15 protein-coding genes are annotated in these 13,758 nt (G+C 70.3%); 12 read left to right on the plus strand and 3 right to left on the minus strand.

The annotated features are described in order from the left end of the window. Window positions 1-64 precede the first annotated feature (64 nt). Entirely contained in the window at window positions 65-436 is a 372-nt protein-coding gene (locus L2C96_RS40455) for a Uma2 family endonuclease (protein ID WP_237339868.1), read from the plus strand. Window position 437: 1 nt separating this feature from the next. On the opposite strand, the gene L2C96_RS40460 is transcribed toward L2C96_RS40455, so the two are convergent. After that, window positions 438-1,067, minus strand: coding sequence for a LysE family translocator (locus L2C96_RS40460; protein WP_237339869.1), 630 nt, complete (start codon window positions 1,065-1,067; stop codon window positions 438-440). Window positions 1,068-1,193: 126 nt separating this feature from the next. Between L2C96_RS40460 and L2C96_RS40465 the strand changes: the two genes are divergently transcribed. The 5 genes from L2C96_RS40465 (at window position 1,194) to ehuA (ending at window position 6,415) form a co-directional block, all read left to right on the plus strand. Beyond that, entirely contained in the window at window positions 1,194-3,215 is a 2,022-nt protein-coding gene (locus L2C96_RS40465) for an ethylmalonyl-CoA mutase (protein ID WP_237339870.1), read from the plus strand. Between the two features lie 154 nt (window positions 3,216-3,369). Next, window positions 3,370-4,263 carry an ectoine/hydroxyectoine ABC transporter substrate-binding protein EhuB gene (gene ehuB, locus L2C96_RS40470; protein WP_027935830.1) on the plus strand — a complete coding sequence of 298 codons (894 nt, stop codon included), beginning with the start codon at window positions 3,370-3,372 and terminating at the stop codon, window positions 4,261-4,263. Between the two features lie 22 nt (window positions 4,264-4,285). After that, entirely contained in the window at window positions 4,286-4,993 is a 708-nt protein-coding gene (gene ehuC, locus L2C96_RS40475; RefSeq protein ID WP_237339871.1) for an ectoine/hydroxyectoine ABC transporter permease subunit EhuC, read from the plus strand. Next, window positions 4,993-5,649, plus strand: a complete 657-nt coding sequence (gene ehuD, locus L2C96_RS40480; protein ID WP_237339872.1) for an ectoine/hydroxyectoine ABC transporter permease subunit EhuD — start codon at window positions 4,993-4,995, stop codon at window positions 5,647-5,649. The genes ehuC and ehuD overlap by 1 nt, the downstream gene beginning before the upstream one ends. A gap of 1 nt (window position 5,650) precedes the next feature. Further along, window positions 5,651-6,415 (plus strand): ectoine/hydroxyectoine ABC transporter ATP-binding protein EhuA, encoded by a 765-nt coding sequence (gene ehuA, locus L2C96_RS40485; protein WP_020417803.1) that lies wholly within the window; start codon window positions 5,651-5,653, stop codon window positions 6,413-6,415. Here the strand turns inward: ehuA and L2C96_RS40490 are convergent. Continuing rightward, window positions 6,354-7,781, minus strand: coding sequence for a serine hydrolase domain-containing protein (locus L2C96_RS40490; RefSeq protein WP_237339873.1), 1,428 nt, complete (start codon window positions 7,779-7,781; stop codon window positions 6,354-6,356). The genes ehuA and L2C96_RS40490 overlap by 62 nt on opposite strands. A 159-nt stretch (window positions 7,782-7,940) precedes the next feature. On the opposite strand from L2C96_RS40490, the gene dctA reads away from it, so the two are divergent. From dctA to L2C96_RS40510, 4 genes are read left to right on the plus strand one after another with little or no spacing between them, the layout of a single operon-like run. Continuing rightward, the gene (gene dctA, locus L2C96_RS40495) at window positions 7,941-9,245 is read left to right on the plus strand and encodes a C4-dicarboxylate transporter DctA (protein WP_237339874.1); all 1,305 of its coding nucleotides are present in this window, start codon (window positions 7,941-7,943) and stop codon (window positions 9,243-9,245) included. An 11-nt stretch (window positions 9,246-9,256) separates the two neighbouring features. Beyond that, window positions 9,257-9,760, plus strand: a complete 504-nt coding sequence (locus L2C96_RS40500) for a carboxymuconolactone decarboxylase family protein (protein WP_237339875.1) — start codon at window positions 9,257-9,259, stop codon at window positions 9,758-9,760. After that, the gene (locus L2C96_RS40505) at window positions 9,757-10,557 is read left to right on the plus strand and encodes an SDR family NAD(P)-dependent oxidoreductase (protein WP_237339876.1); all 801 of its coding nucleotides are present in this window, start codon (window positions 9,757-9,759) and stop codon (window positions 10,555-10,557) included. Before L2C96_RS40500 ends, L2C96_RS40505 begins: the two co-directional genes overlap by 4 nt. After that, a complete protein-coding gene (locus L2C96_RS40510) occupies window positions 10,557-11,423 on the plus strand; it encodes an amidohydrolase family protein (RefSeq protein WP_237339877.1) in 867 nt (288 codons plus the stop codon). Before L2C96_RS40505 ends, L2C96_RS40510 begins: the two co-directional genes overlap by 1 nt. Here L2C96_RS40510 and L2C96_RS40515 read toward each other — a convergent pair. Continuing rightward, entirely contained in the window at window positions 11,420-12,190 is a 771-nt protein-coding gene (locus L2C96_RS40515) for an IclR family transcriptional regulator domain-containing protein (RefSeq protein ID WP_237339878.1), read from the minus strand. The genes L2C96_RS40510 and L2C96_RS40515 overlap by 4 nt on opposite strands. A gap of 62 nt (window positions 12,191-12,252) precedes the next feature. Here L2C96_RS40515 and L2C96_RS40520 point away from each other — a divergent pair, with 62 nt between their 5' ends. Continuing rightward, window positions 12,253-12,876, plus strand: a complete 624-nt coding sequence (locus tag L2C96_RS40520; protein WP_237339879.1) for an EthD domain-containing protein — start codon at window positions 12,253-12,255, stop codon at window positions 12,874-12,876. 9 nt (window positions 12,877-12,885) lie between these two features. Continuing rightward, window positions 12,886-13,659 (plus strand): enoyl-CoA hydratase-related protein, encoded by a 774-nt coding sequence (locus L2C96_RS40525; protein ID WP_237339880.1) that lies wholly within the window; start codon window positions 12,886-12,888, stop codon window positions 13,657-13,659. Window positions 13,660-13,758 lie beyond the last annotated feature (99 nt).

The raw sequence follows: 13,758 nt of genomic DNA on the forward strand, positions 1-13,758 counted from the left end.
GCCCTCAACGGCCAACCACCCATCACCCGCGTCGACAACCTCACTGGGCACTACAGCTAGCCCCGTGGGCTACGAGGTCGACACCGGCGTCGGCCTCGTGCTCCGGGAAGTGCCGCTGCTCAACCGCAGGCCGGATCTGGTGGTGCACGACTCGCCGGACCGGGCGGCTCCGGCGCCGGAGCACTGCCTGCTGGTCGCCGAGGTGGTGTCCCGGGATTCGCTGGCCGCGGACCGCACGAGCAAGCCGGCCCACTACGCGGCCACGGGTGTCCCGCACTTCTGGCGGATCGAGGGCCTGGACCGGGGGGAGATCGCGCTCTTCCGCTACCGCCTCGACCCCACCACTCGTGTCTACGCCTCTGCGGGTGTGGACACCGGCAAGGTCAGCCTCCACGACCCGTTCCCCGTCACGATCGACCTCGCCGCGCTGCTCTGACTCACTCCGCGGCCAGGCCGACGCCGAAGCCGATCAGCGCCGTGCCGGTCACCGCGTCCATCGCGCGGCGGACGCGTCGCCGGTTCAGCCAGCCCTTCGCCCAGCGGACCAGGAACAGCAGCGTCAGCTGCCACACCGTGCCGACCACCAGCACCGTGTACGCCAGCAGCAGCGCCTCGCCCGCGCCGGTCGACGCCGGGTTCAGGAACTGCGGCAGCACCGACAGGTAGAACGCCATCACCTTCGGGTTGGTGATGTTCGACAGGAACCCCTCGCGGAACCGCCGCAGCCCGCTCGCCCGGCGCCGGTCCAGCTCGTCCAGCGCGTCGTAGTTCCCGCGCCACGCGCCGCGCAGCGCCTGGAACCCCAGCCAGCACAGGTAGGCGACCCCGGCCCACCGCACGGTCTCGAACAGCGGCCGCACCTGCACGATCAGCGTGCCCAGTCCGAGCCCGACCGCGGTGGCCTGCACCAGGTTGCCCAGCGCGATGCCGGAGCAGGTGAACAACCCGCCCCGCGCGCCGCCGGCCAGCGCGTTCTTCAGCACGACCATCGTGTCCGGACCCGGCACCACCGCGATCAGCAGGGCGAACACCAGGTAACTCGCGTACAGGCTCCACGTCACACCCACGAGGCTAACTCGGCCGTCATGATGGGGTCAGGCTGATTTCGCACCCAGTGAGATGCGTCCTTGCGGGGCTGCGCGCGAAGTTACCGACGAGTACGCTCTGTGTGTCGTTCATCTGGAGGTGCACCGATGCCCTACCCCACGGATCGCGAGCGGGACCGCCCCTGGGTCATGCGCACCTACGCTGGACATTCGTCCGCGGCGGCCTCGAACGAGCTGTACCGCCGCAACCTCGCCAAGGGCCAGACCGGCCTCTCGGTGGCCTTCGACCTGCCGACCCAGACCGGCTACGACCCGGACCACCCGCTGGCCAAGGGCGAGGTCGGCAAGGTGGGCGTCCCCATCTCGCACATCGGCGACATGCGCCGCCTGTTCACCGGCATCCCGCTGGCCGAGGCCAACACCTCGATGACGATCAACGCGCCGGCCATGTGGCTGCTCGCGCTCTACGTCACCGTCGCGCAGGAGCAGGCCGACGCCGAGGGCCGCGACCGGGACGAGGTGCTCGCCAAGCTCACCGGCACCACGCAGAACGACATCATCAAGGAGTACCTGTCCCGCGGGACCTACATCTTCCCGCCTGCGCCGAGCCTGCGCCTGATCACCGACGTGATCGCCTGGACGGTGCACCACATCCCGAAGTGGAACCCGATCAACATCTGCAGCTACCACCTGCAGGAGGCGGGCGCGACCCCGACGCAGGAGGTCGCCTACGCGTTGTCCACGGCGATCGCGGTGCTCGACGCCGTGCGCGACTCCGGCCAGGTCGAGCCCGCCGACATGGCCAAGGTCGTCGGCCGCATCTCGTTCTTCGTCAACGCCGGGGTCCGGTTCGTCGAAGAGATGTGCAAGATGCGCGCGTTCACCCGGCTCTGGGACGAGATCACGCGCGAACGCTACGGGGTCGAGGACCCGAAGGCGCGCCGCCTCCGCTACGGCGTGCAGGTCAACTCGCTCGGCTTGACCGAGGCGCAGCCGGAGAACAACGTCCAGCGGATCGTGCTGGAGATGCTCGGCGTCGCCCTGTCGCGGGACGCCCGTGCCCGCGCGATCCAGCTGCCTGCCTGGAACGAGGCGCTCGGCCTGCCGCGGCCGTGGGACCAGCAGTGGGCGCTGCGCATGCAGCAGGTGCTCGCCTACGAGACGGACCTGCTGGAGTACGAGGACATCTTCGCGGGCTCGCACGTCATCGAGTCCAAAGTGGACGAGATCGCGGCCGGGGCGCGCGCGGAGATCGAGCAGGTGACCGACCTCGGCGGCGCGGTGGCCGCGGTGGAAAGCGGTTACATGAAATCTCAGCTGGTGGCCTCGCTGGCCGAGTACCGGCGCGAGGTGGAGTCCGGCGGGCGTGTCATCGTCGGGGTCAACAAGTTCGACACCACCGAGCCCAGCCCGCTGCAGGCCGAGGGTGCCAAGGCGATCGAGACCGTCGACCCGGCGGTGGAGAAGCAGGCCGTCGCGGCGCTGGAGGAGTGGCGCCAGCAGCGCGACCAGGCCGCGGTCGACGCGGCGCTGGCGCGGTTGCGCGAGGTCGCGAAGACGTCGGAGAACCTGTTCGACGCCACGCTCGCGTGCGCGGCGGCCGGCGTGACCACCGGCGAGTGGGCCGGCGCGCTGCGCGAGGAGTTCGGCGAGTACCGGGCGCCGACCGGCGTGTCGGCGGCGGCCATGTCGGGCGACGCCGCGGAGCTGTCCCGGGTGCGCGACCGCGTGCGGGCGACCGGCGAGGAGCTGGGCGAGAAGCTGCGGATCCTGGTCGGCAAGCCCGGCCTGGACGGGCACTCCAACGGCGCCGAGCAGGTCGCGGTGCGGGCCCGTGACGTCGGGTTCGAGGTCGTCTACCAGGGCATCCGGCTCACGCCGGAGCAGATCGTGGCCGCCGCGGTGCAGGAGGGCGTGCACGTCGTCGGCCTGTCGGTCCTGTCCGGCTCGCACCTCGAGGTCGTGCCGCAGGTCGTCGACGGACTGCGGGCGGCGGGCGCCGGGGACATCCCGGTGATCGTCGGCGGGATCATCCCGCCCGAGGACGCGCGGCTGCTCACCGAGCGCGGGATCGCCCGGGTGTTCACGCCCAAGGACTACGAGCTGACCGAGATCATGGACGAAATCGTTTCGGTGGTGCGGGAACGCCACGAGTTGCCGCAGGACTGAGCCAGTTCTGTCACTTTCCGTGCGCATCGTCCACACTCAACGTTGATCTCTTTCCGATAACAGCGAGTGGCGATCTCGTTGCTTCTTTTGACCCCATCGGGTGCACCGCCTACGTTCGGTGAACCGGCGGAACCGAATAAGGGGTGCGACGAAAATGACGCACGGTCAGTGGACACGACGGGATTTCTTCCGGCGATCGGCGGTCGTCGGCGCAGCGGCTGTGGCGGGACCGACGTTGTTGGCAGCCTGCCAGAGCACCGAAAGCGGGGACACCCTCGAATCGGCGAGAAGCGCCAAGACGATCAGGATCGGCATCGCCAACGAGGCGCCCTACGGTTTCGCCGACACCTCCGGGAACACCACCGGTGAAGCGCCGGAAGTGGCCCGCGCCGTGTGCAAGGCCCTCGGGATCGACACCGTGCAGGCCAACGTCGTGCCGTTCGACCAGCTGATTCCCGCCCTGAACGCGAAGCAGTTCGACATCGTCGCGGCGGGCATGAACATCACGCCGACGCGCTGCAACGCGGCGTTGTTCTCGGATCCGGACTACTCGGCGCTGACCGCCTTGCTCGTGCCCAGCGGCAATCCGCAGGGCGTCAACACCCTCGCCGACGTCGCCGCCAAGAAGGTCAAGGTCGCGGTGCTCTCGGCCGCGGTGGAAAAGGGCTTCGCCACTTCCGCCGGGGTTTCCGAGGACCAGATCGAAACGCTGGACACGCAGGACAACATGTTGCGCGCGGTGACCGCGGGCCGCGTGTACTGCGCCGCCCTCACCGACATCTCGCTCAAGTGGCTGGTGAAGCAGAACCCGAACTCCGGAGTCGAGGTGACGCCCGGCTTCCAGCCCACCGAGAACGGCCAGCCGGTGCAGACCGCGGGCGGGTTCGTGTTCCGCAAGGACGACACCTCGCTGCGCGACGCGTTCAACCAGCAGCTGAAGACCTTGCACGACAACGGGGAGTGGCTGCGCATCGTGACGCCGTTCGGGTTCGACCAGAGCAACCTGCCCAAGGCCGACCTGACCACCGACAAGCTCTGCGCGGCCTGACGCTCGAGTCCAGGGGCGCGTCGTGTCGGACTCGACATCCAACATCATCTCGACCATCCTCAGTGGACTCGGCGCGACGGTCACGGCCGCGGCGGGCGGCATCGCGCTGACCATCGTGCTGTCGTTCATCGCCGGGCTCGCGATGCTGTCGCGGTCCCGGACGGTGCGGTTCGTCAGCCGGGTCTACGTCGAGGGCTTCCGCGGCACGTCGGAAGTCGTGCAGCTGTTCTGGCTGTACTTCGTGCTCCCGGCGCTGGTCGGGTTCAAACTGGTCCCGCTGTTCGCCGGCATCATCGTGCTCGGGCTGAACCACGGCGCCTACGGTGCCGAGATCGTGCGTGGCGCGGTGCAGTCGGTGCCGCGCGCGCAGCGTGAAGGCGCGGTGGCGCTGTCGTTCAGCCCGGCGCAGCGCATGTTCCGGGTGATCCTGCCGCAGGCGGTGGTGGAGATGCTGCCGCCGTTCAACAACCTCTTCATCCAGCTGATGAAGAGCACGGCGCTGCTGTACTTCATCTCGGCCGGGGAGATCACCGAGAAGGGCGAGTTGCTGCGACCGCTCTACGGCAGCCAGCTCGTGCTGATCTACGGCGTGGAGCTGTTGTGCTACCTGGCGATCGCGGTGGTCATCACGATGATCATGCGCCTGCTGGAACGGGTGCTCGCCAAGCGGCTCGGGCGTGAGCCGCCGCCGCGGGAGAAGGCGTTCGCCAAGGCGGGGGTGGTCACCTGATGGACTGGGACTGGGACTACTTCTGGGACTCCGTCCCCGTGCTGCTGGAGGGGTTGCTGGTCACCGTCGAGCTGACGGTGCTCGGCTCGCTGGTCGCCTACGTGCTGGGACTGGTGTTCGCCCTGGTGCGGCGCGCGCGGATCCCGGTGCTGAGCCAGGCGATGTACCTGTTCATCGAGCTGGTGCGCAGCACACCGCTGCTGATCCAGGTGTTCATCGTCTTCTACCTGCTGTGGCCGGCACTGGGCATCACGCCGTCGGCGTTCCTGACCGGCGTGATCGCGCTGGGCATCCACTACGCGACCTACACCTCCGAGGTGTACCGCGCCGGTATCGACGCCGTCCCGAAAGGACAGTGGGAGGCCGCGACGGCGCTGAGCATCCCGCGCACCCGGGTGTGGACCGGCATCGTGCTGCCGCAGGCCGTGCCGCGGGTGCTGCCCGCGCTCGGCAACTACATGATCTCGATGTTCAAGGAAACACCGCTGTTGCTGGCGATCGGCGTGCTGGACGTGCTGAACCGCGCCAAGGAGCAGGGCGCGGAGACCTTCCGGGTGATCGAGCCCTACACCCTGGCCGGCATCCTGTTCCTCCTCGTGAGTTACCCGTCGTCGATCCTCGTGCGAAGGTTGGAACGCCGTGTCGGACAGCTCTGAGATGATCCGGTTCGAGGGGGTCGTGAAGAAGTTCGGCGACCACGTGGTGTTGCGGGAGCTGGACTTCTCGGTGCGGCCAGGGGAGTTCGTGACGCTGATCGGGCCGAGCGGTTCGGGCAAGACCACGATCCTGCGGCTGCTGATGACCCTGGAGCAGGTGAACGCCGGGCGCATCTACGTCGGCGGCGAATGCCTGTCGCACATCGACAAGGGCGGCCGCATGGTGCCGGCGGGGGAGAAGCACCAGCGGCGCATGCGCAGGCGGATCGGCATGGTGTTCCAGCAGTTCAACCTGTTCCCGAACATGAAGGTGCTGCAGAACGTCACCGAGGCCCCGATCCGCGCGCTCGGCCTGTCCCGCCAGGAGGCCGAGCAGCGCGGCCGGGAGCTGCTGGAGATGGTCGGGCTGAGCGAGAAGGCCGACGCCCACCCCTCCCAGCTGTCCGGCGGTCAGCAGCAGCGGGTGGCGATCGCCCGCGCGCTGGCGATGCGGCCCGAGGTGCTGCTGCTGGACGAGGTGACGTCGGCGCTCGACCCCGAGCTGGTGGCCGGCGTGTTGAAGGTGCTGAAGGACATCGCGTCGACCACGGACATCACGTTCCTCTGCGTCACGCACGAAATGCAGTTCGCGCGGGACGTGTCGGACCGGGTGCTGATGTTCGACCACGGCCAGATCATCGAGGACGCGCCGCCGGAGAAGCTGTTCACCGACCCGGACCACCAACGGACGCGGGAGTTCCTGCAAGCGGTGCTCGATCGCGGCTGAGCCGGACCAGCGCGGCGGACCGGACGGCGATCACGGCGAGCTCCGCCGCGCTCCACAGCACGAGCCAGATCACCAGCGCGGGTGAGTAGTAGGCGGTCTGCCACCAGGTCGTGTCGCGGCCGCCGAACAGCCCGCCCACCAGCTCGGCCAGCGCCACCAGCGCGACGAGCGGGATCAGCCGGGGCACCAGTCCCCGCACCACCCGCCACCGGGTGGCGCGTGCCGCCCACCGGCGGGCGCGGAGCGCGGCGCGGATGCCGAGGCCGACGCTGAGCAGCGTCAGCGTGGCCAGGACGAGGTCGACGATGGGCCGCGTCGAGGGCGGGGCCGGTGGCTGCTGACCGTGCAGGATCGCGGCGATGCCCTCGGTGAGCTGCGAGGTTCCCTCGTTGCCGAGCGAGACGCCGCTGTCCACCATCACCGCGATGCCGTAACCGTCGGGCAGCATCAGCGCGCCCGCCGTGTAGGTGAACCAAATTCCGGTGTGGCTGACCCGGCCCTGGTCGTCGATCTGCCAGCCCATGGCGTAGTTCTCGCGCGCGGCGGTGTGCATGAGCGCGAGGCCCTCCGGTGAGACGAGGCCGCCGCCGGTGCGCTGGACGGCGAGCCAGCGGGCCATGTCCTCGGCGGTGGTGATCACCCCGTCCGAGCCGGCGACGAAGCGGTCCGGTTCGGACACCGCGGGGGTGAGCCCGTAGGCGTAGAGGTGTCCGCGGTGGACGGTGGCGGGCAGGTCGCGGGGTGTCCGCGTGATGGCGGTCGTCGAGCGCATCCCCGCCGGTTCGAAGACGTGCTGCCGCAGGTAGTCGCCGAAGGCCTGGCCGCTGACGACCTCGACGAGCCGCGCCGCGAGGTGGAAGTTGGTGTTGGTGTAGTGGTACTCGGCGCCGGGATCGCTCGCCAAGGTCGCCTGGCGGGCGCGCTGCACGGCGCCGGCCAGGTCGTCCGGCTGCGGGAGGCTCTTCTCCGGCAGGGTCCCGTCGGTGAGGCCGGAGGTCTGGTTGAGCAGGTGCCGCGGGGTGATCGCACCGCCGCGCGGGTCGGTGAGGCGGAACTCCGGCAGGTAGGTGGCGACGGGGACGTCCAGGCCGAGCCTGCCGCTCTCGGCCAGCTGCACCACGGCCAGCGCGGTGAAGGCCTTCGACACCGACGCGATCGGCATCGGGGTCGTCGCCGTCGCGGTGCCGTACCCGTGCAGGTGCACGACTTCGGTGTCCTTGGTGATCGCCACCGCGACGCCGGGATACCCGGCGGTCTCGGCGAAGTCGGCGACGTAGGAGTCGATCGAGGACGGTTCTTGTTCAGCTGTCGCCGTACCGGGGATCAGGGCGACGACCGCGGCCACCGCCGCGCACACGCGTTTCACGGGAGCCAAGGTAGGAACCGGGCGGGTGTCCGCACAGGATGCGGACGGCAGGGAAGGACTCCGACTTTCGTCATGGGTTGACCCGTCCGGGTGCCGTCTCGCATACTCGTGTTCGTCAGACGTGCATATGTACGTCAGGCGAACACAAGGGAGACGAAGATGTCCGCCGGATCGTTCTTGCGCACCGCCTTCACCACCAAGCTCTACGTCACCGTCCTGGTGGCGATCGTCCTCGGCGCGGCCCTCGGCTTCGTCGCGCCGGGTGTGGGCGCCGCGCTGCAACCCGTGGGCACCGGGTTCATCGAGCTGATCCAGATGCTCATCGCCCCGGTGGTGTTCTGCACGATCGTCACCGGGATCGCGTCGGCGGGCGAGCTGACCAGCGTCGGCCGCATCGGGGTCAAGGCGCTGGTCTACTTCGAGGTCCTGACCACGATCGCGCTCATCGTGGGCCTCGTCGTGATGGACCTGTTCAACCCGGGCGCCGGCATCCACGCCGACCCGGCCGCGCTGCACCTGTCCGGCACCGCGCAGCAGTACGCGCAGACCGGCGAATCCCAGCACTGGTATGACTTCCTGGTCAACATCATCCCGGACACCGTGGTCAGCGCGTTCACCGGCGGCAACGTCCTGCAGGTGTTGCTGGTCTCGATCCTGTTCGCGATCGCGGTCAAGGCGCTGGGCGAACGCGGGGCGCCGGTGATCCGCGGCATCGAGCGGATCGGCGAAGTGGTGTTCGGGATCGTCAAGCTCGTCATGTACCTGGCTCCGGTCGGCGCGTTCGCCGCGATGGCCTACACGACGGGCAAGTTCGGCGCGTCCACCCTGGCCAGCCTCGGTGGCGTCGTCCTCCTCTTCTGGGGCACCGGGATCGTGTTCTGCCTCGTCGTGTTCGGGGCGGTCGCGCGGCTGTGCGGCATCCGGATCCTCAAGCTGTACCGGTACTTCAAGGACGAGCTCCTGATCACGCTCGGCACCGCGAACTACGAGGTCGTGATGCCGCAGCTGATGCGCAAGCTGGAGCACCTCGGCTGCCCGAAGCGGATCGTCGGCCTCGTGGTGCCGTCCGGGTACGCCTTCAACGGCGACGGCGTGTGCCTCTACCTCGGCTTCGCCTCGCTCTACATCGCACAGGCCTTCGACGTGAACCTGACGATCTGGCAGCAGGTCGGCCTGCTCGCCGTCTTCATGATCACCTCGAAGGGCAGCGCAGGGGTGGCCGGCGCCGGGTTCGTCATCCTCGCCGCGACCCTGTCCACCACGGGCGTCGTCCCGGTCGCCGGGATCATGCTGGTCCTCGGCATCGACCGGTTCCTCTCCACCATGCGCGGTCTCGTCAGCCTGTGCGGCCAGATGCTCGGCAGCATCGTCGTCAGCCGCTGGGAGGGCGTCTTCGACCGCGACCGGGCGCGCCGCGTCCTCGACGGGCACGAGCCCGTCCCCGCGACCGTCGCAGTGAACTAGAAGGGAAACACATGGCCAGGCTGGACTACGTGGAGACGGGCAGCGAGGTCGCCGACCGCATCCGCGCGCGCCGAGGGGGGCGCCTGACCCCGCTGGACGGCATGCTGTTGCACAGCCCGCCGTTCGCCGACGGCTGGAACAGCCTGCTGGGCGCCATCCGCGGGCAGGGCACCCTGCCCGGGGACCTGCGTGAGCTGGCGGTGCTGCGCGTCGCGGAGCTGAACGGCGCCGAGTACGAATGGGCGGCCCACGAGCCGGTCGCCAAGGAGGAGGGCATGACGGTCGAGCAGATCGCGGCCCTGCGCGAAGGCGGCGACCGCAGCGTCCTGGACGGCAGGCAGCGCGCGGTCCTCGATTACACCGACGCGATGACCAGGCGAGTCCGGGTGCCGGACGAGCTGTTCGCGGCCCTGCGCGAGCACTTCGACGACCGCGAGATCGTGGAGCTGACCGTGACGATCGGCGCCTACAACCTGGTGTCCCGGTTCCTGGTCGCGCTGGAGGTCGGGTCGTGACGGGGCGGCTGGCGGGCAAGGTCGCGATCATCACCGGCGCGGGCAGCGTCGGCCCCGGCTGGGGCAACGGCCGGGCCGCCGCCGTGCTCTTCGCCCGCGAAGGCGCGCAGGTCTTCGCCGTGGACCTCAAGGCCGAGGCGCTGGCCGAGACCGTCGCCACCGTCCAATCCGAGGGCGGCGCGATCCGCACCCACCTGTGCGACGTGACCGACAGCGCGGCCGTGGCGGCGATGGTCGAGGCGTGCCGTGCGGAGTTCGGCCGCGTCGACGTCCTGGTCAACAACGTCGGCGGCTCGCGCAGGGGCGGGCCGGTCGAACTGTCCGAACAGGACTGGGCCGCCCAGCTGGACTACAACCTGACCAGCGTGTTCCTGACCTGCAAGCACGTCATCCCGGTGATGAAGGCGCAGGGCGGCGGCGCGATCGTCAACACCGCGTCCACCTCCGGCACCCGGTGGACCGGCTCGGCCCAGGCCGGTTACGCGTCGGCGAAGGCGGGCGTGATCCAGCTGTCCAAAGTGATCGCGGTGCAGCACGCGTCGGACGGCATCCGCGTCAACACCGTCGTGCCGGGGCAGTTGCACACGCCGATGGTCGAGGCGCGCCTGGCCGGGCAGCGGGCGGGCGGGGACGTGGACGCGTTGCTCGCCCAGCGGCAGGCGCGCATCCCGCTCGGCTTCGCCGGGGACGGCCGCGACACCGCGTACGCGGCCTTGTACCTGGCTTCCGACGAAGCCCGGTTCGTCACCGGTACCGAAATCGTCGTCGACGGCGGCATGACCGCGAGGTGTGACTGATGACCGATCCCCGCAACCCCGGCCCGGACCCGAACCCGCACGCGCCCGCGATCCCGTTGCCCGCGAACGCTTGCGACGCGCACTGTCACATCTTCGGGCCCACCGCGAAGTTCCCCTACGCGCCGGACCGCACGTTCACCCCGCCCGAGGCGCCGAAGGAGGACCTGCGGGCGCTGCACCGGCTGCTCGGATTCGAGCGCGCGGTCATCGTGCAGTCCGCCTGCCACGGCACCGACCACTCGGCGCTGCTCGACGCGCTGGCAACCGGCGGCGGCCGGTACCGCGGGGTCGCGTTGATCCGGCCGACGACGCCGAAGGCCGAGGTGGAGCGCCTGCATCGGGCCGGCGTGCGCGGCGCCAGGCTGCACTTCACCCCGCACCTCGGGCCGGCGCCGTCGCGGGAGGAGATCGACGCGATCGTCGCCCTGATCCGGCCGTACGGCTGGCACATCGCCCTGCACGTCGCCGGCGACGGCATCGCCGAGCACGCGGACCTGGTGCGGTCGCTCGGCGTGCAGGTGGTGATCGACCACATGGCTCGCGTCGACCTGCGGCAGGGTCTGGACAGCGCGGCCGTGCGGTCGCTGTTGCGGTTGCTGGAGAGCGGTTCGGTGTGGGTGAAGCTGAGCGGCGCCGACCGGATCGCGACCGCGCCACCCAGCATGGCGGATTCGGTGGAGCTGGCGCGGTTGCTGGCCGCGGAGGCGCCGGAGCGGGTCGTGTGGGGCACCGACTTCCCGCACCCGAACACGCACGGGTTCGTGCCCAACGACGGCGACCTGGCCGACCTGATCGCGGAAATCACGCCGGACCCTTCGGCGCTGCTCGTCACGAACCCGACGCGCTGCTTCTTCGCGGAGGACTAGTGCAGACCCTCGATGTCGCGGGTGATGGCCGCGGCGGTGTCCAGCAGGCGCGGCACGAACCGGTCGTTGAGTTCGTCCAGCGAGACGCGGGCCGCGTTGACCGACACGTTCAGCGCGGCAAGCGCCCGTCCGCCCGTGCCACGCACCGGCGCGGCGGCCGAGCGGACGCCCTCCTCGCGCTCGCCGTCCACCACCGCGTACCCGCGTTCGGCGACCCGGCCCAGTTCGGCCCGCAGCTCGTCCGGGTCGGTGATGGTGTTCGGTGTGAGCTTCCGCAGTTCGACGCTGTCCAGATAGGACTCCAGCTCGGCGGGCGGCAGCGCGGCGAGCAGCACGCGGCCCATCGACGTGGGGTAGGCGGGCAGGCGCGAGCCGACGTTGAGCGTGATGGACATCGACCGCGACGCCGGGACCCGGGCCACGTAGACGATCTCGGATCCGTCCAAAGTGGCCATCGAGCAGGATTCGCGCAGCTCGTCGGCCAGCGCGCGCATGTGCGGCTGGGCGTGCTCCCAGAACGGCAGCGCGGCCAGGTAGCCGTAGCCGAGCCGCAGGACGCCCGCGGTGAGGCGGAAGCGGCGGTCGTCGACCTCGGCGAACCCGAGGCGTTCCAGCGTCAGCAGGATGCGGCGCGCGGTCGCGCGGGTGAACCCGGTGGCCGCGGCCGCCTCGCTCACCGTCATCGCCGGGCGTTCCGCGGAAAAGGCCTGCAGCAGCCGGAAGGCCTTCTCCACCGAGTCGATGACGTCGGGGTCCTCTCTCGACACTGCCGCTCCTCGCCGTGGTCGCCTGCCGGAAACGGTACCCGAGCGCGGGGGAGGAGTGGCGGATGACGGAGGGACTGCTGTACGTGCTGTCCGAGCCGGGCGAGGTCGCCGAGGCGGAGTTCCACGACTGGTACGACAACGAGCACGCGCCCGCCCGCGTCGGCGTGCCGGGGATCCGCAGCGGGTACCGGTACCGCGAGCTGGACGGGGCGCGGCCGTCGTGGCTGGCCTGGTACGAGCTGGACCTGGCGGCGCTGGCGAGCCCGGAGTACGAGGTCGTGCGGCGGCGGAGCCCGCGGGAGCAGTCGGTGGTCTCGCGGCTGGCGACGCTCGACCGGCGGGTGTACGAGCTGACCGGGTCCTGGGGTTCGTGCGTCGCGCCCGCGCCGGTGGTGGTGTCGGTGGCGTTGTCCGGGGACACCGCCGAGCTGGAGCGCTGGTACCGCGAAGAGCACGTGCCGTTGCTGCTGGAGCTGCCCGGCTGGCACCGGATCCGGCGGTACCGGCGGGTCGAGGGGGACGGGCCGGAGGTGCTGGCGTTCCACGAGATCGCGGACGTGTCGCTGTTCGGGTCGCCGGGCTACCGGCACGCGACCAGCACGCCGTGGCGGGACCGGGTGATGGCGACGGTGACCGCGCGGGAGCGGCGCGTCTTCGGGTACCACAACAAGGCCACCGCGAGGTAGCGTCGGGCCATGGCCGAGTACGAGCACATCCTGGTCAAGCGCGACGACGCGACGGTGACGATCACGATGAACCGGGCCGCCCGCCGCAACTCCCTGTCCGAAGCCCACCTCGCCGAGCTGCTGGCGGCGTTCGAGGAGACGGCGGCGACCGACGCGACGGGCGTCGTCCTGGCCGGCGCGGGCCCGGTGTTCTCGGCGGGGCACGACTTCGGTGACGTGGCATCCCGGGACTTGGAGGGCGTGCGACGCCTGCTGACCCTGTGCACCCGGCTGATGCGGACGATGGAGTCGGTGCCGCAGGTGGTGATCGCACGCGTGCACGGACTGGCGACCGCGGCGGGGTGCCAGCTGGTCGCGTCGTGCGACCTGGCGGTCGCGGCGGCCTCCGCGGGCTTCGCGCTGCCCGGCGGCAAGGGCGGCTGGTTCTGCCACACGCCGGCGGTGCCGGTCGCGCGAGCGATCGGGCGCAAGCGGCTGATGGAGCTGGCGCTGACGGGCGACGTCATCGACGCGGCGACGGCCCTGGAGTGGGGCCTGGTGAACCGGGTGGTGCCGGACGAGGACCTCGACGCGGCGGTGGCCGAGCTCCTGGCCCGGGCGACGCGCGGCAGCCGGGCCAGCAAGGCGCTCGGGAAGCAGACCTTGTACGCCCAGCTGGACCGCCCGGAGGCCGACGCGTACGCCATCGCGGTCGAGGTGATGGCGGCGGCGTCGCAAACCCCGTCGGCGCGGGAGGGAATGGCTTCCTTCCTGGAGAAGCGAAAGCCGGAATGGCCCGACTGAGGGATGTTCGGCCTGCTCTGTTCGGGTGAACTGAAAATTCAACCACCACGTTCCGTTATGTCCGGAACGGTGTTCATCCGTGCAGCTCAAAGTCACTGT

Source organism: Amycolatopsis tucumanensis (assembly GCF_021654135.1).
Classification (GTDB): Bacteria; Actinomycetota; Actinomycetes; order Mycobacteriales; family Pseudonocardiaceae; genus Amycolatopsis_E; species Amycolatopsis_E tucumanensis.

Coding starts and splice junctions, on each gene's coding strand:
- ehuA (WP_020417803.1), top strand. CDS start 5,651: ATGATCCGGTTCGAGGGGGTCGTGAAGAAGTTCGGCGACCACGTGGTG.
- ehuD (WP_237339872.1), top strand. CDS start 4,993: ATGGACTGGGACTGGGACTACTTCTGGGACTCCGTCCCCGTGCTGCTG.
- L2C96_RS40525 (WP_237339880.1), top strand. CDS start 12,886: ATGGCCGAGTACGAGCACATCCTGGTCAAGCGCGACGACGCGACGGTG.
- L2C96_RS40520 (WP_237339879.1), top strand. CDS start 12,253: ATGACGGAGGGACTGCTGTACGTGCTGTCCGAGCCGGGCGAGGTCGCC.
- L2C96_RS40500 (WP_237339875.1), top strand. CDS start 9,257: ATGGCCAGGCTGGACTACGTGGAGACGGGCAGCGAGGTCGCCGACCGC.
- dctA (WP_237339874.1), top strand. CDS start 7,941: ATGTCCGCCGGATCGTTCTTGCGCACCGCCTTCACCACCAAGCTCTAC.
- ehuB (WP_027935830.1), top strand. CDS start 3,370: ATGACGCACGGTCAGTGGACACGACGGGATTTCTTCCGGCGATCGGCG.
- L2C96_RS40510 (WP_237339877.1), top strand. CDS start 10,557: ATGACCGATCCCCGCAACCCCGGCCCGGACCCGAACCCGCACGCGCCC.
- L2C96_RS40465 (WP_237339870.1), top strand. CDS start 1,194: ATGCCCTACCCCACGGATCGCGAGCGGGACCGCCCCTGGGTCATGCGC.